Consider the following 16,942-nt stretch of genomic DNA (forward strand, 5'->3'; position numbering starts at 1 on the left):
CGGCTCCAGGTGGCGGATGCCCGGCTATGGTTCGCTCATGACTGAATCCGTCCACAACAGTGACGTCGCCGCCCCGGTCGAGACCGACGTCATCGTCATCGGCGCGGGGCTCTCGGGGCTCGTCACGGCGACCGAGCTGACGGCGGCCGGCAAGCGGGTGGTCCTGCTCGACCAGGAACCCGCCGCGTCGCTGGGCGGCCAGGCGTGGTGGTCGTTCGGCGGGCTGTTCCTCGTGGACTCGCCCGAGCAGCGCCGCCTCAAGGTGAAGGACTCGTTCGACCTCGCCTTCGCCGACTGGCTCGGCTCCGCCCAGTTCGCGCCGGGTGCCGAGCGCGGCGAGGGTCCGGACCGCTTCGGCTACAAGTGGGGCAAGGGGTTCGTCGAGTTCGCCGCCGGTGACATGCGGTCGTGGCTGCACGCCAAGGGGGTGCGCTGGTTCCCGGCGGTGCAGTGGGCGGAGCGGGGCGGATACCCGGCGGGCGGCCACGGCAACTCGGTGCCGCGCTTCCACGTCACGTGGGGCACGGGACCCGCCGTCGTCGCGCCGTTCGTCGTCGCCGCGCGCGAGGCGAACCGGGCCGGGCTGCTGGACCTGCGCTTCCGGCACCGGGTCACGTCGCTGGTCACCACCGACGGCCGGGTCACGGGCGTGCGTGCGGAGATCCTCGCCGACGACGGCGTGGGCCGCGGCGAGCCCTCCAACCGCACGGTGACCGGCGAGGTGGAGCTGTCCGCGCGGGCAGTGGTCGTCGCGAGCGGCGGTATCGGTGCGAACCACGACCTGGCACGCGCCCACTGGTCGGCGGACGCCGGCCGCCTGCCCACCCGCATGCTGTCGGGCGTGCCGGACTCCACGGACGGGCTCATGCTCGGCGTCGCCGCCGCGTCGGGCGCCGCCCTCGTGCACGAGGACCGGATGTGGCACTACCCCGAGGGCATAGCGAACCACTCGCCGGTCTGGTCCAAGCACGGCATCCGGATCCTGGCCGGTCCGTCCCCGCTGTGGCTCGACGCCGAAGGCGGCCGCCTGCCCAGCCCGCTCTTCCCCGGCTTCGACGCGCTCGGCGCCCTGCAGCACGTGACCAACCGCGGGGACGACCACTCCTGGTTCGTGCTGAACAAGACGATCATGGAGAAGGAGTTCGCGCTGTCGGGCTCCGAGCAGAACCCCGACCTGACCGGAAAGTCGGTACCGCTGCTGGTGGAACGCGTGCGCGGGAAGTCGATGCCGGTGCGGACGTTCGCTGAGCAGTCGGAGGAGTTCCTCTGGGCGAGCACGCCCGCAGAGCTCGCCGCGAAGATGAACGCCCTCACCGAGGCCACCGAGGGCTCGACCGGGCACATCGACGCCGAGCAGCTGGCCGCCCTCATCACGGCCCGGGACGCCCAGGTGGCCTCGGGCCTCGGCAAGGACCCGCAGGTCGTGGCGACGTCGGCCGCACGCCACTTCATCGTGGACAAGGCCATCCGGGTGTCCCCGCCGCGCGCCCTCACCGACCCCCAGGACGGGCCGCTGCTCGCCGTCCGCCTGACGGTGCTGACCCGCAAGACGCTGGGCGGCATCTGGTGCGACGAGACGGGCCGCGCGCTCACCGCGTCCGGGGACGTGCTGGAGGGCCTGTGGGCGGTCGGGGAGGCCGCGGGCTTCGGCGGCGGTGGCTCGCACGGGCACCGCGCGCTGGAGGGCACGTTCCTCGGCGGCTGCCTCTTCACGGGGCGGACGACGGGCCGGGCGCTGGCCGCGGCGCTGTAGACCACCGGGGCATGACGAAGGCGGCTGGGCCGCGTACGAACACTCCCAGCCGCCTGGCCCCGATCTCCCGTCTCAGCGCGCCGACTGGAGCTCCGCGCCCCGGTCATCGAGCCGGACCACGACAGCACCCGCCGCGCACCGCGTCACCAGCTCCGCGGGCCAGTCGCCCGTCAGCGGCACCACCTCGGCGTCCGAGCCGACGCCGGGACGGGTGGTTCCGTCGCCCGGACGCAGGCCGGTCACGCGCGGCCCGCCCGGGCGGCCGATCAGCTCACGCACCGGGTCCGGGCGGTCGAAGAACCAGTGGGTCGGCGCGTTCGACTCGAGGTCGTCCGCAAGCCGTTCGAGGTCCCGGGCCGCGAGCCGCAGCACCGGGGCCACCCAGGGCGCGTTCTCGGTGACCATCGCCTCGGTGCGGCGCGGGTCGGTGAGCCCGACCCGGGTCCCGTCCCGGAACGAGCCGGCCGCGAGCCCCAGCGCCAGGTCCCGCACCGGCGCGCCGGACACCGCCCCGAGCAGCTGGTTGGCCAGCACGTGCGGAACGTGCGACACGAGGGCGGCCGCCTCGTCGTGCAGGTCGTCGGTGAGCACGGCAGCCGTCCCGCCGAGCGGGCCGGTCACCAGCCGCAGCACCCGTTCCAGCCGGACAGGGTCGGTCCTGGCCGCACCGGCCACGCCGACCTCGGTCGCCGCGCAGGTCACCGCCCACGGGATGCCCTGCATCAGCTCCGCCGAGGAGGCACCGAACCCGCTCCGTTCGGTTCCCGACATCGGGTGCGCCCCGACGTAACGGCCGGCCAGACCGGCGTCCGCCACCGCCTCCCGAACGGGCGCCTTCACCGAGCCGACGTCGGTCACGGTCGGGTCCCAGCCCGGCTCGCCCGCCAGCGCCTCGGCGAGCTCCCCCGCGACCGCACGCATGGCGCGCAGCGGCGCGGCGAGCACCACGATCTCGGGACGGTGCAGGGCGAGCCCCGCGACGTCGTCCACCACCGAGAGGCCCGCCGCGCGGGCCTCCTCGTTCGAAGCCGGGTCGGTCGCGACGACCGGCACACCCGCCGCCTGGAGCGCCTTGGCCAGGGAGCCGCCGATCAGGCCCAGGCCGACGATGCCCACCGGGCCGCTCTGCGCGCCGCTCACCACAGCAGCCCACGTTCACGCGCCTCGTCGGAGTCCTTGGCCGAGATCGAGCCGACCGGGACGTGGTCCGGGTCGAGCACGCCGTCGAGCGCCCGGAATCCGGCGCCCGCGGGGAACAGGCCGAGCGTCTTGAGGGAGTCGCCGGCGGCGAGCAGGTCGCTCACCACCTCGCGGGCACCCTGGTCCCACGGTGCCTCGTCGAACGTCACGACGAAGACGTACTTGCTCTCCTGTGCCTTGAGCGGGCGCGTGATCAGGCTCGACATGTTCACGCCCCGATCCCCGAACGCGGCGGTGATCCGCGCGAGCACGCCCGGCCCGGTCACCGCCGGGGTGATCGCCAGCATCGTCTTCCAGGCCGTCGCGCCCGCCGCACGAGAACGCGCCAGGTACGCGTCGGCCGCGCTCCGCCGGGTCAGGACGAGGAACCGGGTGCGGCCGCCGCGGAAGTCCTCGACCGCCTTCGCGTAGGTCTCCAGCCCGTAGAGCTCGCCGCAGATCGTGGGCCCGAGAGCGATGGTGCCCGGTCCGGCGTCACGGCACGCCGCCGCGTTGGACGACGCCGGGGCGGTCGCCAGGCCGGTGCTCGTGACGAAGCCGGCGCACTGCGCCAGGCCGTGCGGGTGCGCGGAGACCTGGGTCAGCTCGCCGTGGCCAGGGCGCACGAACGCGTCGAACGACACGTCGAGCGCCACCTCGTCCACCGCCACGACGTCCGGGCTGGACAGCAGCGCGTCCAGCGAGGGCACGACGTAGCCCTCGACCGACGACTCGATGGCGACGACGCCGACGTCGGCCGTCCCGCCGGACACGGCGTCGTGCACGTTCTTGACCGTGGCCAGCGGCTCGACGGTCACGTCGCCCGTGGAACCACCGGCCGCGGCGTGCAGACCCGCCCACTCCAGCGCCGCCTGGTGCGTGAACGTGCCCTCCGGGCCCAGGTACGCGGCCCGGGTGCCGCGCTCGGTGCCTGTCACCGTCATGCCCACCGTCATGCCCACCGTGGCGTCAGGGCGTCCGGCCCCGGCACGAACGACTCGCCGGGCAGGACGGCCAGGGTGCGGTGTGCGACGCCCCGCTCGGTGAGCGCGGCGACCAGGTCGCTCAGCACGTCCGACGTCGGGCAGGAGAACGACGTGAAGAACACGTGCGGCCCGGCCGACGACGGCTGGCTGCGCAGGTGGTCCAGGTCGAGGCCGGCTTCGGCGACGAGCGCGAGCGTCGGCTGCAGGGAACCGAGATGGTCGTCGGCCGGGCCGAACGCGAGCCACACCTGCGCGGGCTCGGCGAAGGGCGGCCAGTCGTCACGCGACTCCAGGAGCCCGTACCAGACGGGTCCGCCCTCGGCGAGCGCGGCGCTGTCGGGCAGCTCGGCGAAACCCGCCGGGACCCGGGACCGCTCGATCACCAGCGACCCGCCCTCACCCGCGAGGGCTATCCGCTCCTCGACCGTCGCGCGCGTCGGCACGAGGCGCGGGCTGGCGCCGAGGCTCCGCAGGACGCTCGCGCAGTCGCGCATCCCTGCCTCGTCGACCACCACCTGGCCCACGGTCGAGCCCGCACCGACCCACACCCACTGGCCGGGCACGGCTACCGCACCCGTCACGATGAGCGACGGCGCACCCTCCAGGAGGGCACGCTCGAGGCCTGGCGCGGGGTGCTCCGGGTGTCCCAGGTGCACCACCGCCGCCAGCGCCTCGATGCCGGCCACCGTGGCGAGCGTGTCCGCCGTGGTACCGAGGTCCAGCAGTTCGACCGGGTCGTTCCAGCCCGCCATCTGCGCGGCAAGCACCGCGTGCGCGGGAGACTCCCGCTCGCTACGTCCAAGCATGTGCGAAACCTACCGCCGGTGAGCCGTCTAAGCCCTACTGGCTAGTCACGGGCGCTAGTCACAGACCACCGGGTTGTCCGGGTTGTACGTGTGGTTGAAGGAGTTCTCCTTGGCCAGCTTGTCGCCCAGGTAGACCTTGCGGTTGATGCCGATCGAGAAGCCGGCCTCGCCGCCCGGGTAGGGCTTGCAGTCGGCCGACGAGTCGTGGATCGCCGACGTGGGCACCACGTTCGTCTTGCCGGTGTTGCTCTCCTCGACCCGGTAGTGCTTCGTGCTCCAGATCTTGACCCAGAGCTCGCCGCCCGCCACGTAGGACTGGAGCACCGCGCCGTAGGGCGTGTCGTTGGTGAACTTCATGTCCTTCGCGCCCACGTAGATCGTGGCCTCGCGACCCGGTGGGTAGCGTGGGAACCAGAAGGAGTGCGCGTGGTGCTCCACGTCCTCGTAGCCGGCGAAGAACCCGGCGTTGAAGGTCGTCGTCGCCATCTGCGAGAGCCCGCCGCCCACTGCCTCGACGTGCTCGCCGTTCTCGATGACGCCGGCGTCGAAGTAGCCGTTCTCCAGCGTGATCGGCGCCAGCGCGTCGAGCAGGGAGAACGTCTCCCCCGGCTTCACGAGGTTGCCGGTGATCATCTCGGCGCCGCGGATCAGGTTCTGCGTGCGCACGTGCTCGTTCGTCAGCGGCGTGTGGAACGACGAGACCACTTCCTTGACCCCGAGGGCCTTCAGGGAGTCCACGGTCTCCTTCGGGTCCTGCTCGACCAGCTCGACCGACGTCTCGCGGTCGTCGCCCGTCGCAGCGGTCTGTACGGCCTTGCCCGCGTCGGCGGGGTCCAGGGTGGTTCCCGTCTTGCCCCCGACGACCGTCGGCTTGCCGCCGGCGAACTCGAAGTGGGCGTCGGACGGCACCTCCAGCAAGTCGTCGGTAGCCTCGACGACCGCCGCGACGGTCGCTTCCCCGTCGACGAAGGTGACGAGCTTGCCGTCGCGCTGCTCGAACCGGAACAGCCCAGCCAGCACGTCCGGCGCCAGGACCGGTGACTGTCCGCCGACCGACACCGTGACCGGCGCCGAGATGACCTTCTGCGCGACGGCGAGGCCCTCGTCGGTCTCCTGCTGCGTGATCGTCGGCTCGACCGGTTCGACCGGCAGGTCGTACGGGCCCTGCTGAAGGATCCAGCGCTCCTGGATGATGCGCGAGGTCTCGCTCGCGACGATCCGCGAGCCCTCCTTCGGGTCCGTCTTGACCGCCTGCCCGTCGACGAAGGAGACGGTGCCGTCCACGGGCTCGACGGCGAGCGACTCCTCGAGGCCGGCCACCGCGGCGTCGAACTTCTTCTGGTCGATGGCCAGGACGAGCGCCTCGTCCGAGCCGCCGAACATGTGCTCCCACATCCGCACCGGGCTCAGCGAGAACTCGGTGAGCTCAGCCGCCGTCGCCTCCGCGTCGATGGCGAGACCGCTCGGCTCCGGGGAGAGCTGGGCCTTGCCCTCACCCGCGGTGAGCTCGATCGGCTCCTTGGCCCGCGGGGCGAGCTGCTCGGTGATCGCGGCGGCGGCCTGGGCCTGCGTCATACCGCCGACGTCGACACCGGCCACCGTGGTCTCGCGCGGCGTCTTGTCGCTCAGACCCCACGCCACGAAGGCGTAGACCGCGAACAGCAGGACGACGACCAGCACGGAGATCAGCGCGATCTTCGGTCCGCGGCTCGGGGCGCCGTCCCCGGCGAGACCGAAGAACTCGCCCTGGCCGGACGCGCTCGGGCCGTTGGGGCCGACAGGGCCGAACGGCCCACCAGGACCACCCGGTCCGGCGGGGCCCTGCGGCCCAGCCGGTCCCTGTGCGGAGGCTGCCGGTGCTGCCCCGTCCGGACGCACCGGCGCCCAGCGGGTACCGGCCAGCGGACGGGACACACGCTGGATAGCGCCGGTCAGCGGCTTCAGGAAGGAGTTCTGGTCGGGCGCGGCCGGCGGAACCTGACCAGGAGGCGGTGCGACCGCTCCCGGCTGCGGCTCGGGCGAACGCGGCGGGACCGACGGCGGGGCCGCTGGCGTGGGCGAGGCGGCCGGCGTGGGCGGAGCGGCCGGCGTGGGCGGAGCGGCCGGCGTGGGCGGAGCGGCCGGGGCTGCTGCGGGCGGAGCGGCGGCACTCGCCGCCGCGCCGGCAGCGGCTCCGGCGGCAGCGGCGCCTGCTGCTGCTCCGGCGGACGCCGCGCCGGGCGTCGTGGTGCGCGGAGCCGGCTCGGCGGGCGCTGCCTTGTCGGGCGCATCCGTCTTGGGCGCCGGCGCCTCGGGTGCCGCCGTCCTGGGCGTCACCTCGCCAGACGTCGCCGGGCCAGGTGCGGTGCCCCGGTCGGCCGAGCGCGCCGCGTCGGCGGAAGCAGGCCTGGCCGCCGCAGCGCCAGCAGCAGCCGTCGCTGCCGCTGCGCCGGCTGCGGCGCCGAATGCTGCCACCGCGGGCCTCGGGGCACCAGCGGCCGGTGTACCGGGGACCGGTCCGGCGGAGGTTCCGGTCTTCGCCTCGTCGGACGTCCTGCCCCCGTCCGTCGCGGCGGGAGCCTGGCCGACGGGCGCGGCGGGTTCGGCCGGCTGCGCAGGGGTCTGCGGCGCGGCGGCCGCGCCGTCGGCGGCCGCCCCGGGCGCCGTCTTGGGCGGGCGGTCGAACGCGAAGACCCGCGGCGTGTAGCCGCTCCGCGGCGTCGCGGCCGCCTTCGTCGGCGGCGTCTCCAGCTTCTCCACGACTGTCTGCAGCACCGCTACCGGTACGGGTTCGACGACGGGCGGCGTGACCGGTGCGCTCTCCGTCGAGGACGTGTTCGAAGCGGCTCCGCTCACGGGCGCGGGTCGGCTCGGAGCGTCGGGCTTGCCTGGAGCGTCGGGCTTGCCCGGAGCCGCAGCGGCAGGCTCGCTCGGCGTCTTGGACGGGTTCGGGGCGGCAGCCTCGGGCTTGCTCGGAACCGTGGGTTCGCTACGGTCAACCGCCTCGGGCCTGGTCGGAGCCTTGGCCTCGGCAGGGGCCGCGACCTCAGGCTCGCTCGGGGCCTTGGACGCGCTCGGAGCCGCGACCTCAGGTCCAGTCGGGGCCTTGGGCTCGCTCGGGCCCGCTACCTCAGGCTTGCTCGCAGCCACGGGCTCGCTCGGGGCCACGTTCTCAGGCTTGCTCGGAGCCGTGGGCTCGCTCGGGGCCACGTTCTCAGGCTTGCTCGCAGCCGTGGGCTCGCTCGGAACCGCAGCTGCGGACGTACCCGGAGCCGCAGGCTCGCTCGCCGATCCGGGCACCGGCTCACCGGGGGTCTCCGCCTTGCGCGGAGACACGGGCGGGTTCGCAGACACCGGCGGGACCGGAGACACGGGCGGGACCGGTGCCTCCGACGCGCCAGGAACCTCAGGCTCGCTCGGCGTCGCAGGCGGGGCCGACGACTCGGGTCCGCTCGGTGCGCCGGCCGGCGCCTCGGCGTCCGCTCCAGCGCCCCTGGGGGCGCTCTCGGGTGCCGCGGGCGGCGTTGCGGGCGGCACGACGGGCGGGCGCGGGGCCTCGGGGGCCTCGGACTGCTCCGGAGGGGTCACGGGCTGGGCCTTCTCTGGGGATCTGGGGGTCGGCTGCGCGGTCGGTTGACCTGCCGGTACTGGGGTTTGCGCTGCCCCGGGGTCGCTCGGGCGTATCGGGGGCTTCGCGACCTGCCTCGGGACGCTGCCAGGGCGCGTCCGGGACAAGGGGGGAGGCGTCACCGGGGCGGGTTGCGTCCCGGTGTTCTCGTCTGACGTCGGCTCGAGCGGTTCGTCACGCTCGGTCGGCTGGCCCATCGGCACGCTCCGTGCAACTACCCGAGACGCGGGCTCTCCGCGTCCCCCAAGGGCGCACCTGGCCTGCGGCGAATCCGCTGGACGGGGCCGCCCTGCCGGGCATCCTATCCAGCGAGAATCCCGCCCAAGGCCGCGTACTGGACGCCCCGAGGTGGAGGTTGTGTATCAATCCTCACCACCATCCTGAACCAGCCTGCGAAGGACCGCAGGCGTCAGGCAGCAGGCCGATCTCGGCGTGCTGGAACCTCAGCGAACCACGACGACGGCAGGAACGCGACGACCGCCAGGACCGCCACCCCCGCGTACGACCAGACCATGCCGAGCACACCCGCCGGGACCACGACGTCGCCCCCGGAACCCGGGAGCGACAGGGCCTGCACCATGGCGACCCAGCCCACGCCGAATCCAAGCAGTGTGCCGTAACCGGCCCAGGCGCGCGCGAGCACGCCCGATGCGGCGGTCAGTGCCAGTGCGAGAACCAGACCGAGGTACCACGACTCGTCACCGAACCGGTGCACCACGGTCCCGAGGCCGCCCATGACCACGCCGAGCAGCACGGCGAGCAGGGTGCGCACGATCGTTCGTCCGAGGTGACGTCCGGGTGAGTTCACCCAGGTATTGTCCAGCATTCACCTGGGAGGACACTGCGAATGTGCAACACTCCGGCGGGTGAATACGCTTCAGGCACAGACTCAGCTCATCGTTCGACAGCGCATCCGGCTGATGGTCAACCAGTACGAGGTGCACGGCGCACGTCCCGACGGCTCCGAGGGCGAGCTCTACGCGTTCGCCCAGCAGAAGCGCATGGCCTTCCGTGAGCAGGTGACGCTCTACACCGACGACACCAAGCGCGAGCCGGTGCTCGGCTTCAAGGCCCGCCAGATGATGGACCTCGGCGCCACCTACGACGTCGTCGACGGCGGCGGCAACCCGGTCGGCTCGTTCCGCAAGGACTTCGCCAAGTCGCTGCTGCGCACCACCTGGCACGTCGAGCAGCCCGGACTGGGCACGGCCACGGGGTCCGAGCGCAGCATGGCGGTCGCCATCATCCGCCGGCTCGTCGAGGCGGCCTGGCTGCCGTACCACTTCGACTTCCTGGTCGACGGCCGCCCCGCGTTCAGCGTGGAGAAGAAGTGGGGCCTGCGTGACCGCTACGTCGTCAACATCCAGGACCCGAACATCGACCGCCGCCTGGTGGCGGCGATGGCGATCGGCCTGGACGCCCTCCAGGAGCGCTGACCCCCGGCGGTCACCGAGAACGGGGTTGTGTTCGTGTTCGAGCCGCACACGAGCACAACCCCGTTCTCACCGCCCGGATGACCCAGGAGTACCGACCAGGTACGTTTCCGTGGGCAGGATCGGGGCCAGTACGTCGTTGGACAGGGCGTACCAGCCGGCGAGCGGACCTCCCGGCCGCGCGAGCGCGGTCGCGTGCTGCACCTGTGAGGCGTGAGCCCGCATGCCGTCGGCCACCCGCCCGATCACCGGCCGGACGTCCACCCGCGCGACCCTGCCCACGCGGGTGATCGGCAGCTCGTCGGGTGCCGGGTTCCCCGACGTACCGGACCCCTGACGTTCCGCCGGCCGCATGTCCAGGTCCGGCTTGGCGTACGGCGGCAGGTCCCCGTCCGGGTCCGCGAAGGTGAGCCCCTCGGCCGCGGCGAGCACCCTCGCGGCGGGCGTGGCAGCGAGCGTCGCACGCGCCTCCCGCAGCTCGGCGGCGGGGGCGACGGCCTGCCACAGCTCGGCGTCGGCCCACGGTTCGTCCCGCTGCCCGACGCCGGTAGCCGGCCTTCCTGTGCGGTCCGGCCGGACGATGCCGCCGGGCCGCCAGCCCGGGTCCGCCGCGAGCTCGAGCGCACGGACCGTCACCTGGTGCGCGCGAACGTGGTCGGGGTGCCCGTACCCGCCCCCGGGCTCGTAGGTCGCGACGACGGCGGGACGCCGCGCGCGGACGAGGGCCGCGAGCCGGCCCGCGGGCTCGTCGAGCGGAACCCGCGCGAACGCCGTCGGCGGGGAGTCCGGTGCCGGCCCGGCGACGCCGGGCGCCACCCAGCTCATGCCGGAGTCCTCGTACCGCACGCCGTCCGATCCGGCGGGGGCGTCCGACGTCGCGGTGAGCTCCGGGCCTGCCTGCGGAAGCGTGTCCAGGAAGGCGTGCTCGACGGCGCCGTCGACTCCCCCGCCCAGCCGCGCCAGGGCAGCCGCCAGCTCGCCCTCGCGGTAGGCGCCCAGTGCGGGGCCGTCGCCCTCGAGACCGGCGCGGCCCTCCGACGTCGTACCCGGGAGGGCGATCACCTCGCCGCGCTCCCCACGCGTGCACGTCACCACGCACACGGGCAGCCCGGCCCTCGCGAAGGTGGCGAGCAAACCTCCGGTCGACAACGTCTCGTCGTCCGGATGCGCATGAACGGCGAGCACCCCACCGGAGAAAGCACTGAGTGCTGGATATTCGCCCTCTGAACGAACGTTCATGGGCGAATATCCAGCACTCAGCGGGAAGGCTTGGTCAGGCTCGCTTGGCGCGGGCCGTCGCGCGGGCGCGGTCCGTCGCGTTCAGGAGGACCTTGCGGATGCGGACTACCTCAGGGGTCACCTCGACGCACTCGTCCTCCTGCGCGAACTCGAGGGACTCCTCGAGCGTGAGCTTGCGCGGCGGGATGAGGTTCTCGAAGTTGTCGGCGCTGGCGGAACGCATGTTCGTCAGCTTCTTTTCCTTGGTGATGTTGACGTCCATGTCCTCGTTGCGCGAGTTCTCGCCGACGATCATGCCCTCGTACACCTCCTGCGTGGGCTCCACGAAGAAGGAGCCGCGCTCCTGCAGGTTGATCATGGCGAACGGCGTGACCTTGCCAGCGCGGTCGGAGACGAGCGAGCCGGTCATGCGCGACTCGATCGGGCCGTGCCACGGCTCGTAGCCGTCACCGATCGACGCGGCGATACCGGTGCCGCGAGTGTCCGTGAGGAACTGCGTGCGGAAGCCGATGAGGCCACGCGCCGGGACCATGAACTCCATGCGGACCCAGCCGGTGCCGTGGTTCGTCATGGTCTCCATGCGGCCCTTGCGCTGCGCCAGGAGCTGCGTGACGGCGCCGAGGTACTCCTCGGGCACGTCGATGGTCATGCGCTCCATCGGCTCGTGGACCTTGCCGTCGATGATCTTGGTGACGACCTGCGGCTTGCCGACCGTGAGCTCGAAGCCCTCGCGGCGCATCTGCTCGACGAGGATGGCCAGGGCCAGCTCACCACGGCCCTGCACCTCCCAGGCGTCGGGACGCTCGGTCGGGAGGACCTTGAGCGAGACGTTACCGACGAGCTCGGCGTCGAGGCGGTCCTTCACCTGGCGGGCGGTGACCTTGTGGCCCTTGCCGCCCTTGCCAGCGAGGGGGCCGGTGTTGATACCGATGGTCATCGAGATCGCCGGGTCGTCGACCGTGATGAGCGGCAGCGGCCGCGGGTCGTCGACGTCCGTCAGGGTCTCGCCGATCATGATGTCCGCGATACCGGCGACGGCGACGATCTCGCCCGGGCCGGCCTTGTCGGTCGGCACGCGGTCGAGCGCCTTGGTCTCGAGCAGCTCGGTGATCTTCACGGTCTGCAGCGAGCCGTCGTGACGGGCCCACGCGACGTTCTGGCCCTTGACCAGGGTGCCGTTGTGGATGCGCAGCAGCGCGAGACGGCCGAGGAACGGCGACGCGTCGAGGTTGGTGACGTGCGCCTGCAGCGGCATGTCCTCCTCGTACGTCGGGGCCGGGGTCTTCTCGAGGATGGTCGCGAACAGCGGCTCGAGGTCCTCGCTGGAGGGCAGGCCGCCGTCGGCGGGCTGCTCGGTGGAGGCGCGGCCGGCCTTCGCCGACGCGTACACGACGGGGACGTCGAGGATGGCGTCCAGGTCGAGGTCCTCGACCTCGTCCGACAGGTCGCTGGCCAGGCCGAGCAGCAGGTCGGTGGTCTCCGCGACGACCTCGGTGATGCGCGCGTCCGGGCGGTCCACCTTGTTCACCACGACGATGACGGGCAGCTTGGCGGCCAGCGCCTTGCGCAGGACGAAGCGGGTCTGGGGCAGCGGGCCCTCGGACGCGTCGACGAGCAGGACGACGCCGTCGACCATGGACAGGCCGCGCTCGACCTCACCGCCGAAGTCGGCGTGGCCGGGGGTGTCGATCACGTTGATGGTGATGCCGTCGGGCTCACCGTTCGCCGCGGCCGCCGGGCCGGAGTACCGGATGGCGGTGTTCTTGGCGAGGATCGTGATGCCCTTCTCACGCTCCAGGTCGCCCGAGTCCATCACGCGGTCCTCGAGGTGCTGGCGGGCGCCAAAGGATCCGGACTGCCGCAGCATGGCGTCCACGAGCGTGGTCTTGCCATGGTCGACGTGGGCCACGATCGCGACGTTTCGAAGGTCGGAACGGGTCGCACGGACCGAGGTCGGCGCGGTTGCAGGCACGGTCACGAAGCACTCATTTCCAGAAGGGAGGTCAGGGGCGCGGACTCTGATCCGAAGCGGACCGGTCTCGCAGCACCACCCATCCTACCCGCGAATCGAAATCACCAGGTGTCGACCGTGTCACTGTCCGGTGAATACAACCGCGCCGAAAACCGGTCCGCGAAGTAGAGCGCCTGTCCGGACACACGCTCTACCTCGCCGAGCGGCGGACCGCGAAGTAGAGCGCCTGTCCGAGTCGCCCCTGATATCGCCAGGGAGACTCGGACAGGCGCTCTACTTCGCGGAGCTGCTTGAGGTCAGCCGCCGATCTCCAGGCTCGCGCCCGGGATCGCCGCCAGCAGGTCCCGCGTGTACTCCTGCTGCGGGTTGTCGAACACCTCGTCGGTGGTCGCGTGCTCCACGATGCTGCCGTCCTTCATCACGGCCACGAGGTCCGCGATCTGCCGCACGACCGCGAGGTCGTGCGTGATGAAGAGGTAGGACAGCCCCAGCTCGGCCTGCAGGTCGTTCAGCAGCGTCAGGATCTGCGCCTGGACCAGCACGTCGAGCGCCGAGACGGCCTCGTCGAGCACGAGCACCTCGGGCTTGAGCGCCAGCGCACGCGCGATGGCGATGCGCTGCCGCTGCCCGCCCGACAGCTCGTTCGGGAACCGGCGCATGGTCGCCTGTGGCAGGGAGACCATGTCCAGCAGCTCGCGGACGCGGGCCTCGCGGGACTTGCGGTCACCCACCCGGTGCAGGGCGAGCGGCTCCTCGATCGAGCGGAACACCGAGTACGTCGGGTCCAGCGACCCGTACGGGTTCTGGAACACCGGCTGCACCCGGCGGCGCAGCGCGAACTGCTCCTTCGCGGACATCTTGGCGACGTCCTTGCCGTCGAACATGACGGTGCCCGACGTCGGTTCGAGCAGTCCCAGCACCATGTTCGCCGCCGTGGACTTGCCGGAGCCCGACTCGCCCACCAGCGCGAGCGTGTGCCCCTTGGGCAGCGCGAAGTCGACGCTGTCCACGGCCGTGAAGTCGGTGTGCGAACCCGGCCGGGAACCACGGATGTGGAACATCTTGGTCAGGTCCTTCGCCACGACGACGTCGGGCGCCGACGTCTCCACCTCGTCCGCGTGCTCGGCGAGCAGGTCCTCTGCCTCCTGGCCGCGCTCGTGCGCGGACTGGATGCGGCGCGAGGCCAGCGACGGGGCCGAGGCCACGAGCCGCTTGGTGTACTCGTGCTGCGGGTCCTTGAGGATCTGCACCGCCGGGCCGGACTCCACGATCTTGCCCTTGTACATCACGATGAGGTGCTCGGCGCGCTCGGCGGCCAGGCCCAGGTCGTGCGTGATGAACAGGACGGCCGTGCCGAGCTCGGCGGTCAGGTCCTCCAGGTGGTCCAGGATCTTCTTCTGGACCGTCACGTCCAGCGCCGAGGTCGGCTCGTCCGCGATGAGCAGCTTCGGCCGTGAGGCGAGGCCGATCGCGATGAGCGCTCGCTGGCGCATACCGCCGGAGAACTCGTGCGGGAACTGGCGGGCCCGGCGCGCGGCGTCGGGCAGACCGGCCTCGCCGAGCAGCTCGGCGACCCGCGCGGTGCGCTCCGCCTTGCTGCCCTGGAAGCCGTTGGCGACCAGCGCCTCGTCGATCTGCGTGCCGATGCGCCACACCGGGTTCAGGTTGGACATCGGGTCCTGGGGAACCAGGCCGATCTCGCGCCCGCGCAGGTCCTCGACCTGCTTGCGCTTCAGGCCGACGAGCTCGCGCCCGCCGAACGAGATGGAACCGCCGGTCACCTTGCCGGTGCCGGGCAGCAGGTCGATGATCGCGTGCGCGGTGGTCGACTTGCCGGAGCCCGACTCGCCGACGATCGCCACGGACTGACCCGGGTAGATCGTGAGGTCCACGCCGCGCACGGCGTCGACCTTGCCGGTGGCCGTGGTGAAGGAGATCTGCAGGTCGCGGATCTCCAGCAGGGGCGTGGTGTCGTCGCGCTTCTCGGCGGGCACAGGAGCGTCCTCAGTGGATCCGTCGGTGAGGGTGATCGTGGTGGTCATCGCTTCCTCGCCTTCGGGTCGAGGGCGTCGCGCACCACGTCGCCCAGCATGATGAAGCCGAGCACCGTGAAGGCGAGTGCCGCGGCCGGGTAGAACATGATGTCCGGGTTGGTGCGGATCGATGCTCGCCCGTTCGACAGGTCACCGCCCCAGGAGACGGTGGACGGGTCGAGCCCGATACCGAGGAACGTCAGCGTGGCCTCGGCCACGATGAACGTACCGAGCGCAACCGTCGAGTAGACGATGATCGGCGCTGCCGAGTTGGGCAGCACGTGCCGCCACAGGATGGCGCCGCGGCTCATGCCGAGCGCCTTGGACGCCGTCACGAACTCGTTGTTCTTCACGCTGAGCACGGCGCCACGCGTGATGCGGGCGATGGTGGTCCAGCCGAAGGAGGCAAGCACGAGCGCCACGGCCAAGGGGCTGCGGGTCGGCACGATGCTGAGGATCACGATCGCGGCGAGCACGAACGGCACGGCGAAGAAGATGTCCGTGATGCGCGACAGGATCGTGTCCGTCCAGCCGCCGTAGTAGCCGGCGATGGCGCCGATCGCGGTGCCGAGCACCACGACGAAGGCCGTGGTGAGCAGGCCCACCAGCACCGACGCGCGAGCTCCGTAGAGCGTACGGGTGTAGATGTCGCAGCCGATCTTGTCCGTGCCGAAGAGGTGCTCGCTCGACGGCGGCAGCAGCGAGTCCGCCAGGACACATCCGGAGCGCGGCAGCAGATTGGTGAACGCACCGGGGGCGATCGAGACCACGATGACCACCAGGATCATCAGGGCGGAGATCCAGAACAGCGGTCGGTGGCTCATGTCCCGCCAGGCGTCGCGCCACATGCTCGACGGCGTCTCGTCGACCGAGACGGCGTCGACCACACCGACCTTGACGTCCTCAGGTGCGGCCACGAAGTGGCCCTGGCCCGGACGCGGGGCCTTGTCGTAGCGGTTCTCAGGCATAACGGATCCTCGGGTCCAGGACGGCGTACAGCAGGTCCACGAGCAGGTTGGCGACGATGTAGACGAGCACGATCACGGTCGACATCGTCACGATCGTGACCGCCTCGCCCTGAGAGATCGCCTTGAAGAGCGTGCCGCCGACGCCGTTGATGTTGAAGATGCCCTCGGTGACGATCGAGCCCGTCATCAGGTTGCCCAGGTCGACACCGATGAAGGTGACGACGGGGATGAGCGAGTTGCGCAGCACGTGCCGGGTCGTCACCTTGTCGCGCGGCAGGCCCTTGGCGCGCGCGGTGCGGACGAAGTCGGCGGTGACGTTCTCGATCACCGAGGTACGGGTCAGGCGCAGGATCTGGGCGAACGACGTCGTCGCGAGCACCACGGCCGGCATCAGCAGACTGATGAAGTCGGGATCTCGGCCTGCGGTGACGGGCAGCCAGTCGAGGCGGACGCCGACGACGATCTGCAGGACGAGGCCGGTGACGAACGTCGGCAGCGCGATCAGCAGGAGGCTGAACACCAGCACCGTGGAGTCGAAGAACTTGCCCTTGCGGATACCGGCGAAGAGGCCGAAGCCGATACCGAAGATCGTCTCGATGGCGAGTGCCATGATGGCGAGCTGGAAGGTGATGGGCAGGGCCTCTGCCACAACCTCTGCCACCGGACGTCCGGTGAACGTGTTACCGAGGTCGAAGGTGAAGATGCCCTTCAGGTAGTACAGGTACTGCACGATGAACGGCTGGTCCAGGTGGAACTGGGCGCGGATCTGCTGCTGCACGGCTTCGGGCAGCCCACGCTCACCGCCCAGGCCCGCCACGGGGTCACCAGGGCGCAGGAACACCAGCGCGTAGAGCAGCAGGGTGGCGCCGAGAAACACAGGGATCACCTGCAGTAGCCGGCGTCCGAGATACCAGAGCATCGAAATTCTCCTTGAGCGGTTTCAGCGAACCATTGTTCCGGACAGCA

General features: G+C 71.7%; 13 protein-coding genes. 3 read left to right on the forward strand and 10 right to left on the reverse strand.

Features of this window, described 5'->3' with window-relative positions; genetic code table 11:
• Positions 1-37: 37 nt before the first annotated feature.
• On the forward strand, positions 38-1,753 hold the full coding sequence (locus ACFO6V_RS27125; RefSeq protein ID WP_377142016.1) for an FAD-binding dehydrogenase: 1,716 nt from the start codon (positions 38-40) through the stop codon (positions 1,751-1,753).
• A gap of 72 nt (positions 1,754-1,825) precedes the next feature.
• On the opposite strand, the gene ACFO6V_RS27130 is transcribed toward ACFO6V_RS27125, so the two are convergent.
• The 4 genes from ACFO6V_RS27130 to ACFO6V_RS27145 are packed head-to-tail and all read right to left on the reverse strand — an operon-like array spanning position 1,826 to position 7,913.
• A complete protein-coding gene (locus ACFO6V_RS27130) occupies positions 1,826-2,893 on the reverse strand; it encodes a prephenate dehydrogenase (RefSeq protein WP_377142019.1) in 1,068 nt (355 codons plus the stop codon).
• A complete protein-coding gene (locus tag ACFO6V_RS27135) occupies positions 2,890-3,876 on the reverse strand; it encodes a prephenate dehydratase (RefSeq protein ID WP_377142021.1) in 987 nt (328 codons plus the stop codon). Before ACFO6V_RS27135 ends, ACFO6V_RS27130 begins: the two co-directional genes overlap by 4 nt.
• A gap of 8 nt (positions 3,877-3,884) precedes the next feature.
• The gene (locus ACFO6V_RS27140) at positions 3,885-4,724 is read right to left on the reverse strand and encodes a hypothetical protein (RefSeq protein ID WP_377142024.1); all 840 of its coding nucleotides are present in this window, start codon (positions 4,722-4,724) and stop codon (positions 3,885-3,887) included.
• A 54-nt stretch (positions 4,725-4,778) separates the two neighbouring features.
• Positions 4,779-7,913: a VanW family protein gene (locus ACFO6V_RS27145; protein WP_377142026.1), complete on the reverse strand. Its 3,135-nt coding sequence runs from the start codon at positions 7,911-7,913 to the stop codon at positions 4,779-4,781.
• A gap of 10 nt (positions 7,914-7,923) precedes the next feature.
• Here ACFO6V_RS27145 and ACFO6V_RS27150 point away from each other — a divergent pair, with 10 nt between their 5' ends.
• Positions 7,924-8,340 (forward strand): hypothetical protein, encoded by a 417-nt coding sequence (locus tag ACFO6V_RS27150; protein ID WP_377142029.1) that lies wholly within the window; start codon positions 7,924-7,926, stop codon positions 8,338-8,340.
• Between the two features lie 400 nt (positions 8,341-8,740).
• On the opposite strand, the gene ACFO6V_RS27155 is transcribed toward ACFO6V_RS27150, so the two are convergent.
• Positions 8,741-9,139: a hypothetical protein gene (locus tag ACFO6V_RS27155; protein WP_377142032.1), complete on the reverse strand. Its 399-nt coding sequence runs from the start codon at positions 9,137-9,139 to the stop codon at positions 8,741-8,743.
• A 58-nt stretch (positions 9,140-9,197) separates the two neighbouring features.
• Here ACFO6V_RS27155 and ACFO6V_RS27160 point away from each other — a divergent pair, with 58 nt between their 5' ends.
• Positions 9,198-9,767 carry an LURP-one-related family protein gene (locus ACFO6V_RS27160; RefSeq protein WP_377142034.1) on the forward strand — a complete coding sequence of 190 codons (570 nt, stop codon included), beginning with the start codon at positions 9,198-9,200 and terminating at the stop codon, positions 9,765-9,767.
• 66 nt (positions 9,768-9,833) lie between these two features.
• On the opposite strand, the gene ACFO6V_RS27165 is transcribed toward ACFO6V_RS27160, so the two are convergent.
• The 5 genes from ACFO6V_RS27165 to ACFO6V_RS27185 form a co-directional block, all read right to left on the reverse strand.
• Positions 9,834-11,003, reverse strand: coding sequence for a PIG-L family deacetylase (locus ACFO6V_RS27165; protein WP_377142037.1), 1,170 nt, complete (start codon positions 11,001-11,003; stop codon positions 9,834-9,836).
• A gap of 34 nt (positions 11,004-11,037) precedes the next feature.
• Positions 11,038-12,981, reverse strand: a complete 1,944-nt coding sequence (typA, locus tag ACFO6V_RS27170; protein WP_377142040.1) for a translational GTPase TypA — start codon at positions 12,979-12,981, stop codon at positions 11,038-11,040.
• A 290-nt stretch (positions 12,982-13,271) separates the two neighbouring features.
• Positions 13,272-15,017, reverse strand: coding sequence for a dipeptide ABC transporter ATP-binding protein (locus ACFO6V_RS27175; RefSeq protein ID WP_377142042.1), 1,746 nt, complete (start codon positions 15,015-15,017; stop codon positions 13,272-13,274).
• Positions 15,014-15,976, reverse strand: a complete 963-nt coding sequence (locus ACFO6V_RS27180; protein ID WP_377142044.1) for an ABC transporter permease — start codon at positions 15,974-15,976, stop codon at positions 15,014-15,016. Before ACFO6V_RS27180 ends, ACFO6V_RS27175 begins: the two co-directional genes overlap by 4 nt.
• On the reverse strand, positions 15,969-16,895 hold the full coding sequence (locus ACFO6V_RS27185) for an ABC transporter permease (protein ID WP_377142047.1): 927 nt from the start codon (positions 16,893-16,895) through the stop codon (positions 15,969-15,971). Before ACFO6V_RS27185 ends, ACFO6V_RS27180 begins: the two co-directional genes overlap by 8 nt.
• Between the last annotated feature and the right edge of the window lie 47 nt (positions 16,896-16,942).

It is taken from the genome of Promicromonospora alba, assembly GCF_042654905.1.
Taxonomy (GTDB): domain Bacteria; phylum Actinomycetota; class Actinomycetes; order Actinomycetales; family Cellulomonadaceae; genus Promicromonospora; species Promicromonospora alba.